The organism is Streptomyces sp. NPDC004732, assembly GCF_040609235.1.
In the GTDB taxonomy this organism is placed as follows: Bacteria; Actinomycetota; Actinomycetes; order Streptomycetales; family Streptomycetaceae; genus Streptomyces.
This window is the reverse complement of sequence record NZ_JBEXJR010000011.1, coordinates 264,639-278,574: the sequence shown is the minus strand read 5'-3', so window position 1 is coordinate 278,574 and position 13,936 is coordinate 264,639. Positions and strand designations below refer to the sequence as shown.

The 13,936-nt window shown below is 71.6% G+C and carries 18 protein-coding genes; 1 reads left to right on the top strand and 17 read right to left on the bottom strand.

What is annotated here, in order from left to right; all coding sequences use genetic code 11:
- Positions 1–21: 21 nt before the first annotated feature.
- From ABZV77_RS31790 to ABZV77_RS31760, 7 genes are all read right to left on the bottom strand, one after another.
- The gene (locus ABZV77_RS31790) at positions 22–870 is read right to left on the bottom strand and encodes an SRPBCC domain-containing protein (RefSeq protein ID WP_356264277.1); all 849 of its coding nucleotides are present in this window, start codon (positions 868–870) and stop codon (positions 22–24) included.
- 119 nt (positions 871–989) lie between these two features.
- On the bottom strand, positions 990–1,664 hold the full coding sequence (locus ABZV77_RS31785) for an antibiotic biosynthesis monooxygenase (RefSeq protein ID WP_356264275.1): 675 nt from the start codon (positions 1,662–1,664) through the stop codon (positions 990–992).
- Between the two features lie 164 nt (positions 1,665–1,828).
- The gene (locus tag ABZV77_RS31780; RefSeq protein ID WP_356264272.1) at positions 1,829–2,629 is read right to left on the bottom strand and encodes an SGNH/GDSL hydrolase family protein; all 801 of its coding nucleotides are present in this window, start codon (positions 2,627–2,629) and stop codon (positions 1,829–1,831) included.
- Positions 2,630–2,700: 71 nt separating this feature from the next.
- The gene (locus ABZV77_RS31775; RefSeq protein WP_356264270.1) at positions 2,701–3,510 is read right to left on the bottom strand and encodes an SDR family oxidoreductase; all 810 of its coding nucleotides are present in this window, start codon (positions 3,508–3,510) and stop codon (positions 2,701–2,703) included.
- Positions 3,511–3,580: 70 nt separating this feature from the next.
- Complete coding sequence (locus ABZV77_RS31770) at positions 3,581–3,847, bottom strand: DUF4235 domain-containing protein (protein ID WP_356264267.1); 267 nt, start codon at positions 3,845–3,847, stop codon at positions 3,581–3,583.
- A complete protein-coding gene (locus tag ABZV77_RS31765; protein WP_356264264.1) occupies positions 3,844–4,515 on the bottom strand; it encodes a DUF3618 domain-containing protein in 672 nt (223 codons plus the stop codon). Before ABZV77_RS31765 ends, ABZV77_RS31770 begins: the two co-directional genes overlap by 4 nt.
- Complete coding sequence (locus ABZV77_RS31760) at positions 4,512–4,934, bottom strand: phage holin family protein (protein WP_356264261.1); 423 nt, start codon at positions 4,932–4,934, stop codon at positions 4,512–4,514. Before ABZV77_RS31760 ends, ABZV77_RS31765 begins: the two co-directional genes overlap by 4 nt.
- 193 nt (positions 4,935–5,127) lie before the next feature.
- Between ABZV77_RS31760 and dapA the strand changes: the two genes are divergently transcribed.
- Complete coding sequence (gene dapA / locus ABZV77_RS31755) at positions 5,128–6,042, top strand: 4-hydroxy-tetrahydrodipicolinate synthase (protein ID WP_356264258.1); 915 nt, start codon at positions 5,128–5,130, stop codon at positions 6,040–6,042.
- Positions 6,043–6,094: 52 nt separating this feature from the next.
- Here the strand turns inward: dapA and ABZV77_RS31750 are convergent, their stop codons facing one another.
- The 10 genes from ABZV77_RS31750 to sufC form a co-directional block, all read right to left on the bottom strand.
- A complete protein-coding gene (locus ABZV77_RS31750) occupies positions 6,095–7,330 on the bottom strand; it encodes a WD40 repeat domain-containing protein (RefSeq protein WP_356264255.1) in 1,236 nt (411 codons plus the stop codon).
- Positions 7,327–7,887 carry a SigE family RNA polymerase sigma factor gene (locus ABZV77_RS31745; RefSeq protein WP_356264253.1) on the bottom strand — a complete coding sequence of 187 codons (561 nt, stop codon included), beginning with the start codon at positions 7,885–7,887 and terminating at the stop codon, positions 7,327–7,329. Before ABZV77_RS31745 ends, ABZV77_RS31750 begins: the two co-directional genes overlap by 4 nt.
- Positions 7,888–8,046: 159 nt before the next feature.
- A complete protein-coding gene (locus ABZV77_RS31740) occupies positions 8,047–8,658 on the bottom strand; it encodes a hypothetical protein (RefSeq protein WP_356264250.1) in 612 nt (203 codons plus the stop codon).
- Between the two features lie 82 nt (positions 8,659–8,740).
- Positions 8,741–9,730, bottom strand: coding sequence for a 2,3,4,5-tetrahydropyridine-2,6-dicarboxylate N-succinyltransferase (gene dapD / locus ABZV77_RS31735; protein ID WP_356264247.1), 990 nt, complete (start codon positions 9,728–9,730; stop codon positions 8,741–8,743).
- A gap of 285 nt (positions 9,731–10,015) precedes the next feature.
- Positions 10,016–10,576, bottom strand: coding sequence for a TetR family transcriptional regulator (locus tag ABZV77_RS31730; RefSeq protein ID WP_356264244.1), 561 nt, complete (start codon positions 10,574–10,576; stop codon positions 10,016–10,018).
- Positions 10,576–10,896, bottom strand: coding sequence for a multidrug efflux SMR transporter (locus ABZV77_RS31725; RefSeq protein ID WP_356264241.1), 321 nt, complete (start codon positions 10,894–10,896; stop codon positions 10,576–10,578). Before ABZV77_RS31725 ends, ABZV77_RS31730 begins: the two co-directional genes overlap by 1 nt.
- 182 nt (positions 10,897–11,078) lie before the next feature.
- Entirely contained in the window at positions 11,079–11,417 is a 339-nt protein-coding gene (locus tag ABZV77_RS31720; protein WP_030358830.1) for a metal-sulfur cluster assembly factor, read from the bottom strand.
- The gene (gene sufU / locus ABZV77_RS31715; protein WP_356264238.1) at positions 11,414–11,890 is read right to left on the bottom strand and encodes a Fe-S cluster assembly sulfur transfer protein SufU; all 477 of its coding nucleotides are present in this window, start codon (positions 11,888–11,890) and stop codon (positions 11,414–11,416) included. The genes ABZV77_RS31720 and sufU overlap by 4 nt, the downstream gene beginning before the upstream one ends.
- Positions 11,891–11,906: 16 nt before the next feature.
- Positions 11,907–13,175 carry a cysteine desulfurase gene (locus tag ABZV77_RS31710; RefSeq protein WP_268770541.1) on the bottom strand — a complete coding sequence of 423 codons (1,269 nt, stop codon included), beginning with the start codon at positions 13,173–13,175 and terminating at the stop codon, positions 11,907–11,909.
- Entirely contained in the window at positions 13,172–13,936 is a 765-nt protein-coding gene (gene sufC / locus ABZV77_RS31705) for a Fe-S cluster assembly ATPase SufC (protein WP_055566802.1), read from the bottom strand. Before sufC ends, ABZV77_RS31710 begins: the two co-directional genes overlap by 4 nt.

The following is a 13,936-nucleotide window of genomic DNA, read 5'->3' as shown; positions in this document are numbered from 1 at the left end:
TCCTGGACCGGCCGGGCCGCCTCAGCCGTAGAGGTGGTCCAGCCAGTCCTGCCACGCCAGTTCGGTGCCTTTGGGGTCCGCGTGCGCGCCGAAGTCGTGGATGCTGACGCCGACCGGGGCGCCGAAGTGGTTGCGTCCGTAGAAGCGGTGCAGCGTCTCGTCGGCGCGCAGGCCGATGAAGTACCGGCTGCGGAAGTCGATCACCGCGTCCAGCTCCCCGCCCGCTGCCTGCACCCGTACGCGCGCGCCGTCCGAGGCGTCGTCGGGCAGGCCGAGGGCCCGGCCGAGCCTGACGAAGGCGTCCGGGGCACTGGAGGCGGCCGGTCCGTGCAGGGCGGAGTAGACGACGGGGCGGCCCTCGAAGTACGCCATGTACTGGCCCAGGGTGTGCAGATGGAAGTCGGTGTGCTTCACGGCGCCGTCGTACTGCGTGTCCCAGTCGCCGGTGAAGATGCCGCTGTGCACATGGCGCAGCCAGGAGCGGCGGCCGCCGTCGCGCGGCTCGATGACGTGGTCGAGCTGGTTGAGGCGCCGGCCGGGCAGGCCGTCCGGGTCCTCGACGCGGGCCGCGAGGCGGTGGGGCGGGTCCCAGCAGGTGACGGTGGAGCCGCCGGGGCCCGCGCCGCCCTCGCGGGGCTCGTACTCCATCGGCCACAGCCAGCCGCCGGTGCCGGTGGTGAGGGCGGCCCAGAGCTGGGCCGGGGAACCCTCGACCTCCAGCTCCCGGACGATCTCGAAGGGCTTGCCCGTGCCGCCGGGGCCACCCGTACTGTCGGCGGCGCTCTGGACGGGTCTCCCGCTCTCGGTCTTCTCCCTGCCGGGCCTGCGTCTGCCCGGCCTGCCCCGGCCCGTCCTGCCGTCACCGCTCATGCCGGTCCCCGGGGTGGTGGCGAGGGACCGCGGTGACGTCCGGCATGGCTCCACCGTCCCGCCGCCGTCTGCCGCTGTCCAGGAGAGCGGGGCGGTCGGCGGTGAAGGGCCGGGAAAAACTACGCCTTGCTCGGTACGAAGCCGTACGCGAACCGGTACCTGGCGCCCGCACCGCCGCCCGCCGCGGCGAGCGCGTCGGCGTGGGCCTGCTCGCTCTCCCACTCCGCGTAGGTGACGACCCGCCTGCCGTCCGTGCTGACGTGGAAGTGCGCGGCGTACAGGCCGGGGTCGCCGCCGGGGTCGCTGTCCAGTGCCTCGGCCGCCCGGTCCGACCAGGCGCGCTGCCCGTCGGGGTCGGGCGCGTCGAAGTCGACCCGGGCGATGGCGACGGCGCCGGGGTCGCGGCCCTCGCGCCCGCGCCCGTCGGTCCAGCTGCGGTACAGCCGCGTCTTGTTCAGGCCGAGCCGCTCGATGCCGGGCACGGCCGCGTCGATCTCGGCGTTCCTGGCGTCCCTGCCGTTGCCGGTGCTCGCGAAGAAGTCCTGGTAGGCCTCCTCGTCCCGCCACTGCGAGTGGTGCAGGACGGTCGTGCCGTCGGAGCCCGCGTACACCGTGTACGAGAGGAGGCCCTCGTGCGGCCAGGTGCGGGTCTCCCAGGCCTTCGCGATGGCGTCCAGGGTGGCCCGCTGCCGCTCGGGCGAACCGGTGCTCCAGGTGCTGATGAAGGTGAGGCCTCCGTCGGCGCGGGCCGGGTCGGGGAGGGTGCCGGTGCTGAGGGTGCTGGTCGCGGGCATGGCGGGTCCGTCCGTCTCGGTCGAAGGGTCGAAGTCTGGTGCCGGAGCGGGTGTCAGCTCCGTGCACGCACCACACTCCGACCTCGACCAAGGTTGAGGTCAAGGGTTGACGCCAAGGGGCGAGGCCAAGGGGCGAGGCCAGGGGGTGAGGTCAAGGGGCGAGGTCAGGCCCTTTCGTGATCCGCCGCGGTCACCGCCTCCAGCGCCGGGCGCTTCGCGTCCCGCCCGTCGCCCGACGACCGCCCGCGCACCCGCCGCCACGCCCAGGGCCCCATGAACCCCGCGAACCAGCGCGCCTCCGCCGTCACCGCCCCGAGCACGGACACCGGGGCCAGCGGCGGCAGCGGGCTCATCCAGCTCTCGTGCCCCGCGAGGCCGAGCGCGTCCGCCATGCCCGCGGCGATCCGGGCGTGGCCGAGCGGGCTGGCGTGCATGCGGTCCTTGCTCCACAGCCGTGGATCGGTCGTGATGCGGTGCGGGAACGTGTCGAGCACGACCACGCCGTGCCGGTCGGCGGCCGCGCGGATCCGGGCGTTGAGGTCCAGGACGCGGGGCAGCGCACGCCGGGCGAGGGGCGAGACGCGCCCGATGTCCGGGAAGGTGACGGTGGCCACGCGCGCGCCCGCCGCGGTGAGTTCGGTGAACATCTCCTCGACGTCGGCGGCGACGCGCGCGGCCTCGAAGCCCGGCCGCACCAGGTCGTTCATGCCCGCCATGACGGTCACCAGATCCGGCTTCAGGGCGAGGGCGGGACCCAGCTGCTCCGCCTTGATCCCCGCCGTCCGACGGCCGCGCACGGCGAGGTTGGCGTAGGTGAAGTCCGGGTGCCCGGCGGCGAGGATCTCGGCGAGCCGGTCGGCCCAGCCGCGGTAGCCGTGCTCTTCGTCGCCGTCCCCGAGGCCCTCCGTCTGACTGTCGCCGATCGCGACGTAACGGGCGTACGGATGCTGCTGCGTCGTGGCCATGGCCCGAGCTTCCTCCGGGCGTCCGGACCCGTCAACGCAGGCCCGGCGCCGCCCGATGGGCCGCAGATGGGCTACAGGAGGTGGCCGCCGCCGTCGACGAGCAGTACCTCTCCGGTGATGTACGAGGAGTTGGCCAGGTCGGCGACCGCCCCGGCGATGTCCTCCGGGCGGCCCACGCGGCCCAGCGGCAGCCGCTCCGCCACCGCCGCCATGGACGCCTCGATGCCCTCGACCCCGTCGAACCACGGCGTGTCGATCATGCCGGGCGCCACCGCGTTGACCCGCACGGCCGGGCCGAGCGTCTTGGCGAGCAGCTTGGTCATGTGGTTCACGGCGGCCTTGCTGACCGCGTACGGGATCGAGCTGCCGTTCGGGCGCACGCCCGCCTGCGAGGTGATGTTGACGATGCTGCCCGCACCGCTCGCGCGCAGGTGCGGGACGGCCGCGGTGATGGTCTGCCACACGCCGATGACGTTGACGTCGTACAGCTCCCGCCACACCTCGGGACTGGCCGCCGTCAGGTCGTCGTGGTCGATGAAGCGGGTAGTGCCCGCGCAGTTGACGAGGATGTCCAGGCGGCCGTACGTGTCGACGGCGGTCTGCACGAGCCGCGCGGCGTCGGCCTCGTCGGCGACGTTCGCCCGGACGTAGACGGCGTCCGGGAGTTCGGCCGCCAGCTTCTCGCCCGCCTCGACCGAGCGGGCGGAGTTGACGACGACGCGGACGCCGGTGGCGGCGAGGCGGCGGGCGATGGCGGCGCCGATGCCGGACGAGGAGCCCGTCACCAGCGCGACGCGCCGCTCGTCCTGCCCTGCGGTGCCAGGGCCGCTGTCGTCGGAGCCGGTGCCGCCGTTGGTGCTGCTTTCGCTGTTGTTCTTCATCGTGCCTTCAGCCTCTGTGTCCGTCCGGCCTGTCGGCGCCCGCGCCGATCATGTCAGACGGCCGCGGGAGTCAGCCCGGCCAGCGGCCCGTCAGGCGCCGTACGCCGACCGCGCCGCCGCGGTCCACCGCGGCCCTGACCACGGAGAAGATCGCGCCCTGCAGCGCCGCGGCGGCGAGGATCTCGTTCCAGGAGCGTTCCTCGTCATGGGCGTCCGGCGCGTCGTCCTCGCCCGCCACCGCCTTCCAGGTGCGCCGGAACAGCGCGCCCGCGACCGCGCCGCCCAGCATGCCGAAGGCCATGCCGAGCGGCTTGTAGAGGATCTTGGTCCCGCTCATCGGCGGCCGGACCGCTTGCGGCGGCGCAGCATCACCCAGGCCACCAGGACGCCCGCCCCGGCCGCGGCGACCGTCCGCGGGTGGCGGCCGCCGGTCCGCACGACACCGCTCGCGGCGGCCCGCACGGGCTCGGGCGTGCCGTCCTGCACGCGGCGCGCGGCTTCGGCCACCTTCTCCTCCGCCTGGACCACGGCGCGGTGCTGCTCGGCACGTGCCTTGCCCTCCAGCACGGCACCCTTGGCACGCCCGGCGCCCTCGGCCGCGATCCCCTTGGCACGCCCGGCCCCTTCGGCGGCCTTGCCCTTGGCGTGGGCCACACCCTCGGCGGCCTTGCCCTTGGCGTGGGCCGCACCCTCGGCCGTCGCGCTCCGCGCGTGCCCGGCCTCGCCCGCGGCCTTGTCCTTGGCGCGCGCCGCCTGCTCCGTCACCTTGTCCTTCACCTGTGCCGCCGTCCCTTGCACCTGGTCCTTCACCGCCGCGGCCCGGTCCCGGGCGCGGGCCTTCACGTCCGCCTTCGCCGCCAGCTCCCCGACGGTCTCGCCGAGGCTGCCGCGAGTCTCCTCGATCTGCCGACGCAGTTCGTCGGGCCCCTTCGCGCCCGCGTTCTTCTTCCCGGCTGCGTTCTTGGCGTTCTTGGCGTTCTTCGCGTCCTTCGGGGTTTCCGTCATCGGTGCGCCCTTTCCTTGATCTCGTCGACATCCGCCCTGACGCTGTCCATCGCCTCCCGCGGCATGGGGGGCGCCGCGCGGCTCAGCTGTCCTCGGCCCACGACGGCGAGCACCGCGGCCACGGCGAAGAGCACGCCCGTGACGACGAGGGCGGCGCCCCAGACGGGCAGGGTCAGTGCGAGTGCCGCGACCCCCGTGGCCGCCAGCGCCATGAGTCCGACGTAGGACACCGCACCGGCCGCTCCGAGGAGTCCCCCGCCGCGGCCCGCGCGCCTGCCCTTCGCGGCCATCTCCTGTCCGGCGAGCCGCATTTCCTGGCGTACGAGTTCCGAAAGCTGTGCGGTGGCCCGCTCGACGAGCTCTCCCACCGAGTGCTGCGCATGCTCGCGCGTCGGCTGCTCGCCCATGGTCCCGGTCACGGGGTCCGCCTCCCTTCTGGCTGGGACGGCCGAGTACCCGCGCCGGGCGACGCTATCCCCGCCGATCTCCGTGAGCCGCGCCGACACAGCGCGTCCGGCACGAGGACGGGCGGCAATTCTCGTAGCTCCTCTATCCATTACCTCGTAGAAGAATTAAGTGGAGCTTCACCACAGGCGGACCGAGACTTCCCCCATGACCTCCCGAACCGCGGCGCCCTTCGGCCGCGCCCTCTGCGCGATGATCACGCCCTTCACGGCCGGGGGCGACCTCGACCTCGACGGCGCCCGGCAGCTCGCCGACCACCTGGTGTCCGAGGGCTGCGACGGGCTCGTCCTGTCCGGCACGACCGGTGAGTCGCCGACCACCTCCGACGCCGAGAAGGCGGCGCTCGTCCGGGCCGTGGCCGACGCGGTCGGCGACCGCGCGTCCATCGTCGCGGGCGTCGGCAGCAACGACACCCGGCACGCGATTGAGCAGGCCCGGCAGGCCGAAAAGGCGGGCGCCCACGGCCTGTTGGTACTCACGCCGTCCTACAGCCTGCCGCCGCAGGACGCCGTCGAGGCACACTTCCGCACGGTCACCGACGCCTGCGGGCTGCCGGTGCTGCTGTACGACATCCCGGGCCGCACCGGCACCCGCATCGCGACGGAGACGGTGCTGCGGCTCGCGGACCACCCGCGGATCGTCGGGGTGAAGGACTGCGCGTACGACGTCCTCGGCAGCCAGAAGGTCATCTCCCGCACGGAGCTGGCGTACTACGCGGGCTGCGACGAGTTCCATCTGGCGCTGTACGCGGTGGGCGGCGCGGGCTGCGTCAGCACGGTGGCCAACGTGCTCCCCGGCCGTCCGCGGGAGGTCTTCGACGCGTTCGACGCCGGTGACACGGAGGGTGCGCGCCGGGCGCAGCTGGCCGCGGTCCCGCTGATCGAGGCGATGATGGCGTCGGGCCTGCCCGGCACCGTCACGGCGAAGGCCCTGCTCGGCGCGCTCGGCCTGCCCGCGGGGCCGGTACGGGCACCGCTGCTGCCCGCCGGCCGGGAGGCGACCGACGGGCTGCTTGCCGCGTACGAGAGGGCGCGGGGCGCGACGGCCCTGGCTGCGGGGTGACCGGCTCCGGGGCTCAGCGCCAGCGCTCGGCGTTAGTGCTCAGCCCCAGTGCTCAGCGCCGGGCGAAGAGCGGTGTCCAGCGTCCGCCGGAACTGTCCCCCGACGAGCGGTAGCCGCTGAGCGGAACCGTCTTCTTGCTCCCGATGGTGATGAGCACGAGCCGCTGCCGGTACTCGCTAGTGCCCGGTTCGATGTCCCAGGCGATGAGCCGTCGGTCGTCGGCCCAGGCGAGCAGCTGCTGACCGGGCAGCTTGGCGATCCGCTTGCCGGTGAGGGGGTCGAGGACCTCGGTGGCGGTGGTCTTCATGCCGCCCGCGAAGTCACCTGCGGCGAGCTTCCCGTTCGGGGAGAGCCGGGCCTCGACGGCCCAGTGCAGGTGCCTCTCCCGCACGGGCGTGCTCTTCTTCCGCCCCTGGAAGTCGTAGTACTGCTGGCTGGGCTCGCGGATCCGACCCGAGTAGACCAGCGAGCCGTCCCGGCTGAAGTCGAAGTCCTGCCGGGTGTTGATGTCCGACATGCCGAACCCGCCCCCCTTGGTCTTCACCTCGCTCCAACTGCCTTTCCCCGAGGCCACGTCGAGGACGTAGAAGCCGGTCCTGCTCGGATCGGCGGGCCCCGGCTCCTCGTGCTTGCCGTCGTTGATCGGCCGGTCCTTGTCGAGCCGGTCCGGGTCCTTCGCGTACGTCGTCGCGACGAGCTTCCTGCCGTCGGGCGAGAACTCGACGCCGCCGACACCGCCGACGCCACCGTCCACCGGGATCCAGCGCTCGACCTTGCCCGTGAGCAGGTTCAGCAGCCCGATCCGCTGGGCGGGCAGACCGCGCTCCAGGACGGCGGCGGTCCGCATGCCGGGCGCGACGTCGATCCACGACCAGCGGGGGTCCGTGCGGTAGGTGCCGGTCTTCTGGTCGAGCAGCCGGTAGGTGCGGGTCATGAGGGCATCGCCGTCAGGCTGCTTGACGTTCTTGTTCGTGCTGTACGCGGCGAGGGCCGTGCCGCCCGCGGCGATCAGCTCCCGCGGCGGCGTCTGGCCGGGGTGCGCGACGACGTCGCCGCTCTGCAGCTCGCTGGCCGGGCGCGGCCCCTGCTCCTCGGAGTCCGAGGAGATGACCGGCACCGCCACCGCCACGACGGCGGCCGTCGCCACGGCGAGCGAGGTGCCCACGATCGCCCGGTTCCTGCGCCGTCGGCTCACGGCAAGCACGCGGTCGGCGAAGTCCCCCGGCACGGGCGCCCCTTGGCCCGCCTGCTCCCGCAGCGACTCGCGCACCAGATCTGCCACGTTCACGGTGAAACCTCCATGGGCGAGAAGTCGGAGGACGCGGGCCGGTCGGCGGCGTCGGAGCGGTCCAGGTGCGCCAGTTCGGGGGCGAGGCCCCGCAGCCTGGCGAGCGAGCGGTGCGTGGTGCTGCGCACGGTGCCGACGGAGCAGCCGAGGACGGCGGCCACCTCCGCCTCCGGCAGGTCCTCGAAGTAACGCAGGACGAGCACGGTCCGCTGCCGTGCGGTGAGCTTGGCGAGGGCCCCGCGCATCACGATGCGCAGCTCCGCCGCGGACGTGCCGTCCCCCGACTCGGCACGTTCCGGCGGTTCGGCGACGGCCAGTTCGCGCCGCGGCCACTTCAGCCGCCACCGGCTGACCTGCTGCCGGTACAGGATCCGGCGGACGTACGCCTCCGGCTCGTCGATCCGCTGCCACCGCCCGGCCGCCTTGACGAGGGCGTTCTGCAGCAGGTCCTCCCCCGCGTGCCGGTCGCCCCCGCAGAGCAGCACGGCGGTCTTCAGCAGCGCCGACGATCTGGTCTCCACGAACTCCCGGAAACTGTCCTGCTCATGGACATTCATCGGCACCTTCGCTCCCTGGTGGGCCTGTTGCCCTCCCGCATGAATGAGGACGGGTCCGGACGGCCGCCGCTATGCCTCGCCGCCGGAAAAAGAAAAAAGAGCGGCCGCCCTGCAAGAGGGCGGCCGCTCCTGGCCGAGGCGCGTGCGCCTGCGTGCTCGTCAGCGGGCGGCGGGGAACCCCGCCGCCTTGGTCCAGCGCAGCGTGTCGCTGCCCCGGCTGAACGTGACCTTCTTGCCTCCGGGGGCGACGACGATCTTCTCCCAGCCGTCGAAGTCCTTCGTGAGGTGCTTGTCCCACTTGGTCAGCGGCCCCACGGCGACCGCGGCGACCGACTCGGTCGGCGGTTCGCCGTCCGCGCAGTACACGCCGAAGTCACCGAAGGCCGCGACCGTGCCGTCCTTGGCCTTGAGCGTGATCCCCTGGCAGGCGTCGGTCTTGGTCTTGTACACAACGGCCGACTTGGACCACCCCTTGGTGCGGGGGCTGTAGTCCTGCACGAACAGCCCCTTGCCGCGCATGTAGTGCATGGCCACGCGCCGCCCGTCGGCGAGCTTGACCTGCGCGTTGAACGGGCTCGGGCTGCCGCTCCAGTGGATGTCGCTCTTGCGCAGCGGATAGCTGTGGTCGCCGGTCGCCGCCCGGCTCACCTGCTGCGCGCCGCCGCCCCGGACGTCGTCACGCGGCTGCCCCACGCTCTGCCCGCACCCGGCCACCAGGCCGAGCACCGCGGCGGCGCCGAGGGCCAAGGCCCGTGCACCCGTTCTGTTCATGTCGTCCCCCTGTGGAGCGCTGTGGAGCCGTGGCGATGGCGACGGCGATGGCGCCCCAACGATAGAGCAGCGGCGTCTGCCGTCAGTTGTGGCTGTGCAGCACGTCGTTCAGGCCGCCCCACACCGCGTTGTTCGGGCGGGCCTCGACGGCGCCGCTGACCGAGTTGCGACGGAAGAGGATGTTGGACGCGCCGGAGAGCTCGCGGGCCTTGACGATCTGTCCGTCGGGCAGGGTCACGCGCGTGCCCGCGGTGACGTACAGACCGGCCTCGACGACGCACTCGTCGCCCAGCGCGATGCCGACGCCCGCCTCGGCGCCGATCAGGCAGCGCTCGCCGATGACGATGCGTACGTTGCCGCCGCCGGACAGCGTGCCCATCGTGGAGGCGCCGCCACCGATGTCCGAGCCGTCGCCGACGACGACACCCGCGGAGATGCGGCCCTCGACCATGGAGGTGCCGAGCGTGCCCGCGTTGAAGTTCACGAAGCCCTCGTGCATGACCGTGGTGCCCGCGGCGAGGTGCGCGCCGAGGCGCACGCGGTCGGCGTCGGCGATGCGGACGCCCTTCGGCGTGACGTAGTCCGTCATGCGCGGGAACTTGTCGATGGACGTCACGGCGAGGTGCAGACCCTCGGCGCGGGCGTTGAGCCGCACCTTCTCGACGTCGTCGACGGCGACGGGGCCGAGCGAGGTCCAGGCGACGTTGGCGAGGAAGGCGAACTGGCCGTCCAGGTTCACGCCGTGCGGCTTGACCAGGCGGTGCGAGAGCAGGTGCAGGCGCAGGTAGACGTCATGGGCGTCCAGCGGCTTATCGTCGAGGGACCCGATGACCGTACGGACAGCGATGATCTCCACGCCACGGCGGGCGTCCGGGCCGATGGCCTTGCCCGCGCCCGCACCGAGCAGTTCCACGGCGCGCTCGGCGGTCAGCCGCTCACTCCCGGCGGGGCCGGGCTCGGCGACGAGCTCGGGGGCGGGGAACCAGGTGTCGAGAACGGTGCCGTCGGCGGTGACGGTGGCGAGGCCTGCGGCGACGGCGCCGGTGGTGCGGGAAGCGTTCGTGTCGGTCATGGGTGAAACCTAACCGGAGGTGCACCGCGCGGGCGAACCGGTCTCAAGGTCCGGGCCGCCACGAGGCCCCTGTGCGCGGGCCGCACCGCGAATCCCTGCGCGCCCTGAGCCAGCGCCGACCGAAGTAGAACATTCCCACCGCTCCACCCACCGCACCGACGGCACACAACACGGTCGCCCATCGAGCCATGTCCCGCGTCATCCACAGCAAGCTGACCGCGACCAACGCCAGAGAGATCAGAAACCGCTCCCCATATCCCGGATATCCCGGACTACGGCGCCCCATCAGGCCCTCGCTCCCTGTCGGGGGTGCACGAGCAGCCGGTCGAGCATGTCCCGTGCGTACTCCTCCTCGTACTCGCCCCCGGTGAGCAGCACCTGCAGGCTGATCCCGTCCATGAGGGCGACGAGGGCGCGTGCGGTGACCGGGTCGGTCCGCAGTACCAGGACGTCGGCGAGCCCCTGGCACCACTCGGCGGCCACGGGCCGCAGCGCGGGCCTGCGCAGGGCGGCGAGGTAGAGCTCGTACTCCAGCTCGACCCCGGACCGCTCCCCCGCGAACCACTCGCCCAGGAGCCTGGCGAGCCCGGCGGCGAGGTCGGCGGCCGGGTCCTCGAACACATCGCTGGCGGCCATCACCTTGGCGAAGCCCTCGTTGCTCTGCCGCAGCGCGGCGACCATCAGCTCGTCGAGGGTCTTGAAGTGGTACGTCGTCGAGCCGAGCGGCACATCGGCCTCGGCGGCGACCGAGCGGTGGCTGAGCCCGCCGATCCCCTTCGCCCCGACGACGCGGATCGCGGCGTCGATGATCCGCTGGCGGCGCTCGGGGTCGTAGCGACGGGCCATCAGTGGGCCCCGCCCAGGTTGAGCACGACCACGCCCGCGATGACGAGCGCGATGCCCGCGACCTTGATCATGTTGGCCGACTCCCCCAGGAAGATCATGCCGATGGCGGCCACGGCGGCAGTGCCGATACCGGCCCAGATCGCATACGCAGTGCCCACGGACAGGGTCTTCAGGGTCTGCGCGAGCAGCGTGAAGGCGAGCAGATAGCCCGCGACCGTGATCAGCGAGGGGACCAGCCTGCTGAACCCCTCGCTGTACTTCATGGCCGTCGTCCCGGCCACCTCCGCCGCGATGGCCGCGGCCAGCAGTGCGTATCCCATGCGTACGAGTGTACATATCGATGCGTACAGGCGTACACAAAAGCGCGTGGCATCACCGATTAGGGTGACGCGATCACTGTGGGGGGGCACCGAGGGCCTGGCGCACACCCTGCACTCGGCGGCGTGAGCGGGCACGACAAAGCCCCCCGGAGAATCCTCCGAGGGGCTTCGCAAGGCGTCGCTCAGACGTTGAACCCGAGCGCCCGAAGCTGCTCACGCCCATCGTCCGTGATCTTGTCGGGGCCCCACGGCGGCATCCAGACCCAGTTGATCCGGAGCTCGTTGACGATGCCCTCCGTCGCGGACTTCGCCTGGTCCTCGATGACGTCGGTCAGCGGGCAGGCCGCGGACGTCAGCGTCATGTCGATCGTGGCGATGTTCGCGTCGTCGATGTGCACGCCGTAGATCAGGCCGAGGTTGACGACGTCGATGCCCAGCTCGGGGTCGACGACGTCGTACAGCGCCTCGCGGACCTCTTCCTCGGAAGCGGGCTTCGTGGTCAGGGTCTCGTTCTCGCTCATGCGGTCTTCCTCTCAGCGACGTCGGCGGCGTCGGTGCCCAGCGCCTGGGCCGTCGCGTCCTTCCACGCCATCCAGCTCAGCAGAGCACACTTCACACGTGCCGGGTACTTGGAGACACCGGCGAACGCGACGGCGTCCTCCAGGATCTCCTCCATCGAGTCGTCCGGCTCCAGCTTGCCCTTGGACTGCATCAGCTCCAGGAACGTGGCCTGGATCTGCTGCGCCTCCTCCAGTTCCTTGCCGACCAGGAGGTCGTTCAGGACGGACGCGCTGGCCTGGCTGATGGAGCAGCCCTGGCCCTCGTACGAAACGTCGGCGATCGTCGACCCGTCGTACTTCACGCGCAGCGTGATCTCGTCGCCGCACGTCGGATTGACGTGGTGCACCTCGGCGTCGCCATCGCGCAGACCACGCCCGTGCGGGTGCTTGTAGTGGTCCAGGATGACTTCCTGGTACATCGAATCCAGCTTCACGTTCCCAGCCAGCCCCTCAGCCGAAGAAGTTCCGTACGTGCTCCAGGCCGTCGACGAGAGCGTCGATCTCGCCGGGCGTGGAGTACAGATAGAACGACGCTCGCGTGGTCGCAGGAATTCCGTACCGGAGGCAGACAGGGCGCGCGCAGTGGTGACCCACGCGGACCGCGATGCCCTGCTCGTCGAGGACCTGGCCCACGTCGTGCGGGTGGATGTCGCCGAGCGTGAAGGAGATCGCGGCGCCGCGCTCCTCCGCCGTCGTCGGACCGATGATGCGCAGGTCCGGGACTTCGAGGAGGCGCTTGACCGCGTACTCGGTGATCGCGTGCTCGTGCGCGGCGATCTTGTCCATGCCGATGGCCGACAGGTAGTCCACGGCCGCGCCCAGGCCCACGGCCTGGGAGACCGGCGGCGTGCCCGCCTCGAACTTGTGCGGCGCCGGCGCGTACGTCGACGAGTTCATCGACACGGTCTCGATCATCTCGCCGCCGCCGAGGAACGGGGGCAGGTCCTCCAGGAGCTCCTGCCGTCCCCACAGGACGCCGATGCCCGTCGGGCCGCACATCTTGTGGCCGGTGAAGGCCACGAAGTCGGCCTGCAGCGCCTGCACGTCCAGCGGCATGTGCGGGGCGGCCTGCGAGGCGTCGATCAGGACGAGCGCCCCGACCTCCTGGGCGCGGCGCACGATGGCCTCGACCGGGTTGTGGGTGCCCAGGATGTTCGACACCAGCACGAAGGAGACGATCTTGGTCTTCTCCGTGATGACCTCTTCGATGTTCGAGAGGTCCAGGCGGCCGTCGTCCGTGAGGCCGAACCACTTCAGCTTCGCGCCGGTGCGCTGCGAGAGCAGCTGCCACGGGACGATGTTGGAGTGGTGCTCCATCTCCGTGATGACGATCTCGGTCTCGTGGTCCACGCGGTAGGGCTCGTCGGCCCAACCCAGCATGTTCGCCACGAGGTTGAGCGACTCGGACGCGTTCTTGGTGAAGATCACCTCGTCGCGACTGGGCGCGTTGATGAACTCCGCGACCTTGTCACGGGCGCCCTCGTACAGCGCCGTGGCCTCCTCGGCGAGGACGTGCACGCCGCGGTGAACGTTGGCGTTGTGCTGCTCGTAGTACTCGTTCAGCACGTCGAGGACCTGGCGCGGCGTCTGCGAGGTCGCCGCGTTGTCCAGGTACACGAGCTTCTTGCCGTCGTGGATCGTGCGATCCAGGATCGGGAAGTCCTTGCGGATCGCCTCGGTGTCGAGGAGGCCGGAGAGCCCCTGGTGGGCCACTGTCACGCGGATGCGCCACCCTTCGTGTAGGCCTCGTAGCCCTCGGCCTCCAGCTTGTCGGCGAGCTCGGCGCCGCCGGACTCGGCGATGCGGCCGTTCGCGAAGACGTGCACGAAGTCGGGCTTGATGTAGCGCAGGATGCGCGTGTAGTGCGTGATGAGGAGGGTGCCGACCTCGCCCGTCTCGCGGACGCGGTTGACGCCGTCCGAGACCTGGCGCAGCGCGTCGACGTCCAGACCGGAGTCCGTCTCGTCGAGGATCGCGATCTTCGGCTTGAGGAGCTCCATCTGCAGGATCTCGTGGCGCTTCTTCTCACCGCCGGAGAAGCCCTCGTTCACGTTGCGCTCGGCGAAGGCCGGGTCCATCTGGAGCTGCTCCATCGCGGACTTGACCTCCTTCACCCAGGTGCGCAGCTTGGGGGCCTCGCCGCGGATCGCCGTCGCCGACGTGCGCAGGAAGTTGGAGACCGAGACGCCGGGGACCTCGACCGGGTACTGCATGGCCAGGAACATGCCAGCGCGGGCGCGCTCGTCGACGGACATCTCCAGGACGTCCTCGCCGTCGAGGGTCACGCTGCCCTGGGTGATCGTGTACTTGGGGTGACCCGCGACCGAGTAGGCGAGCGTCGACTTGCCGGAGCCGTTCGGGCCCATGATGGCGTGGGTCTCGCCCTGCTTCACGGTCAGGTCGACGCCCTTGAGGATCTCCTTCGTGGCGTTGTCGGCCTCGACGGTGACGTGCAGGTCCTTGATTTCAAGCGTTGCCAT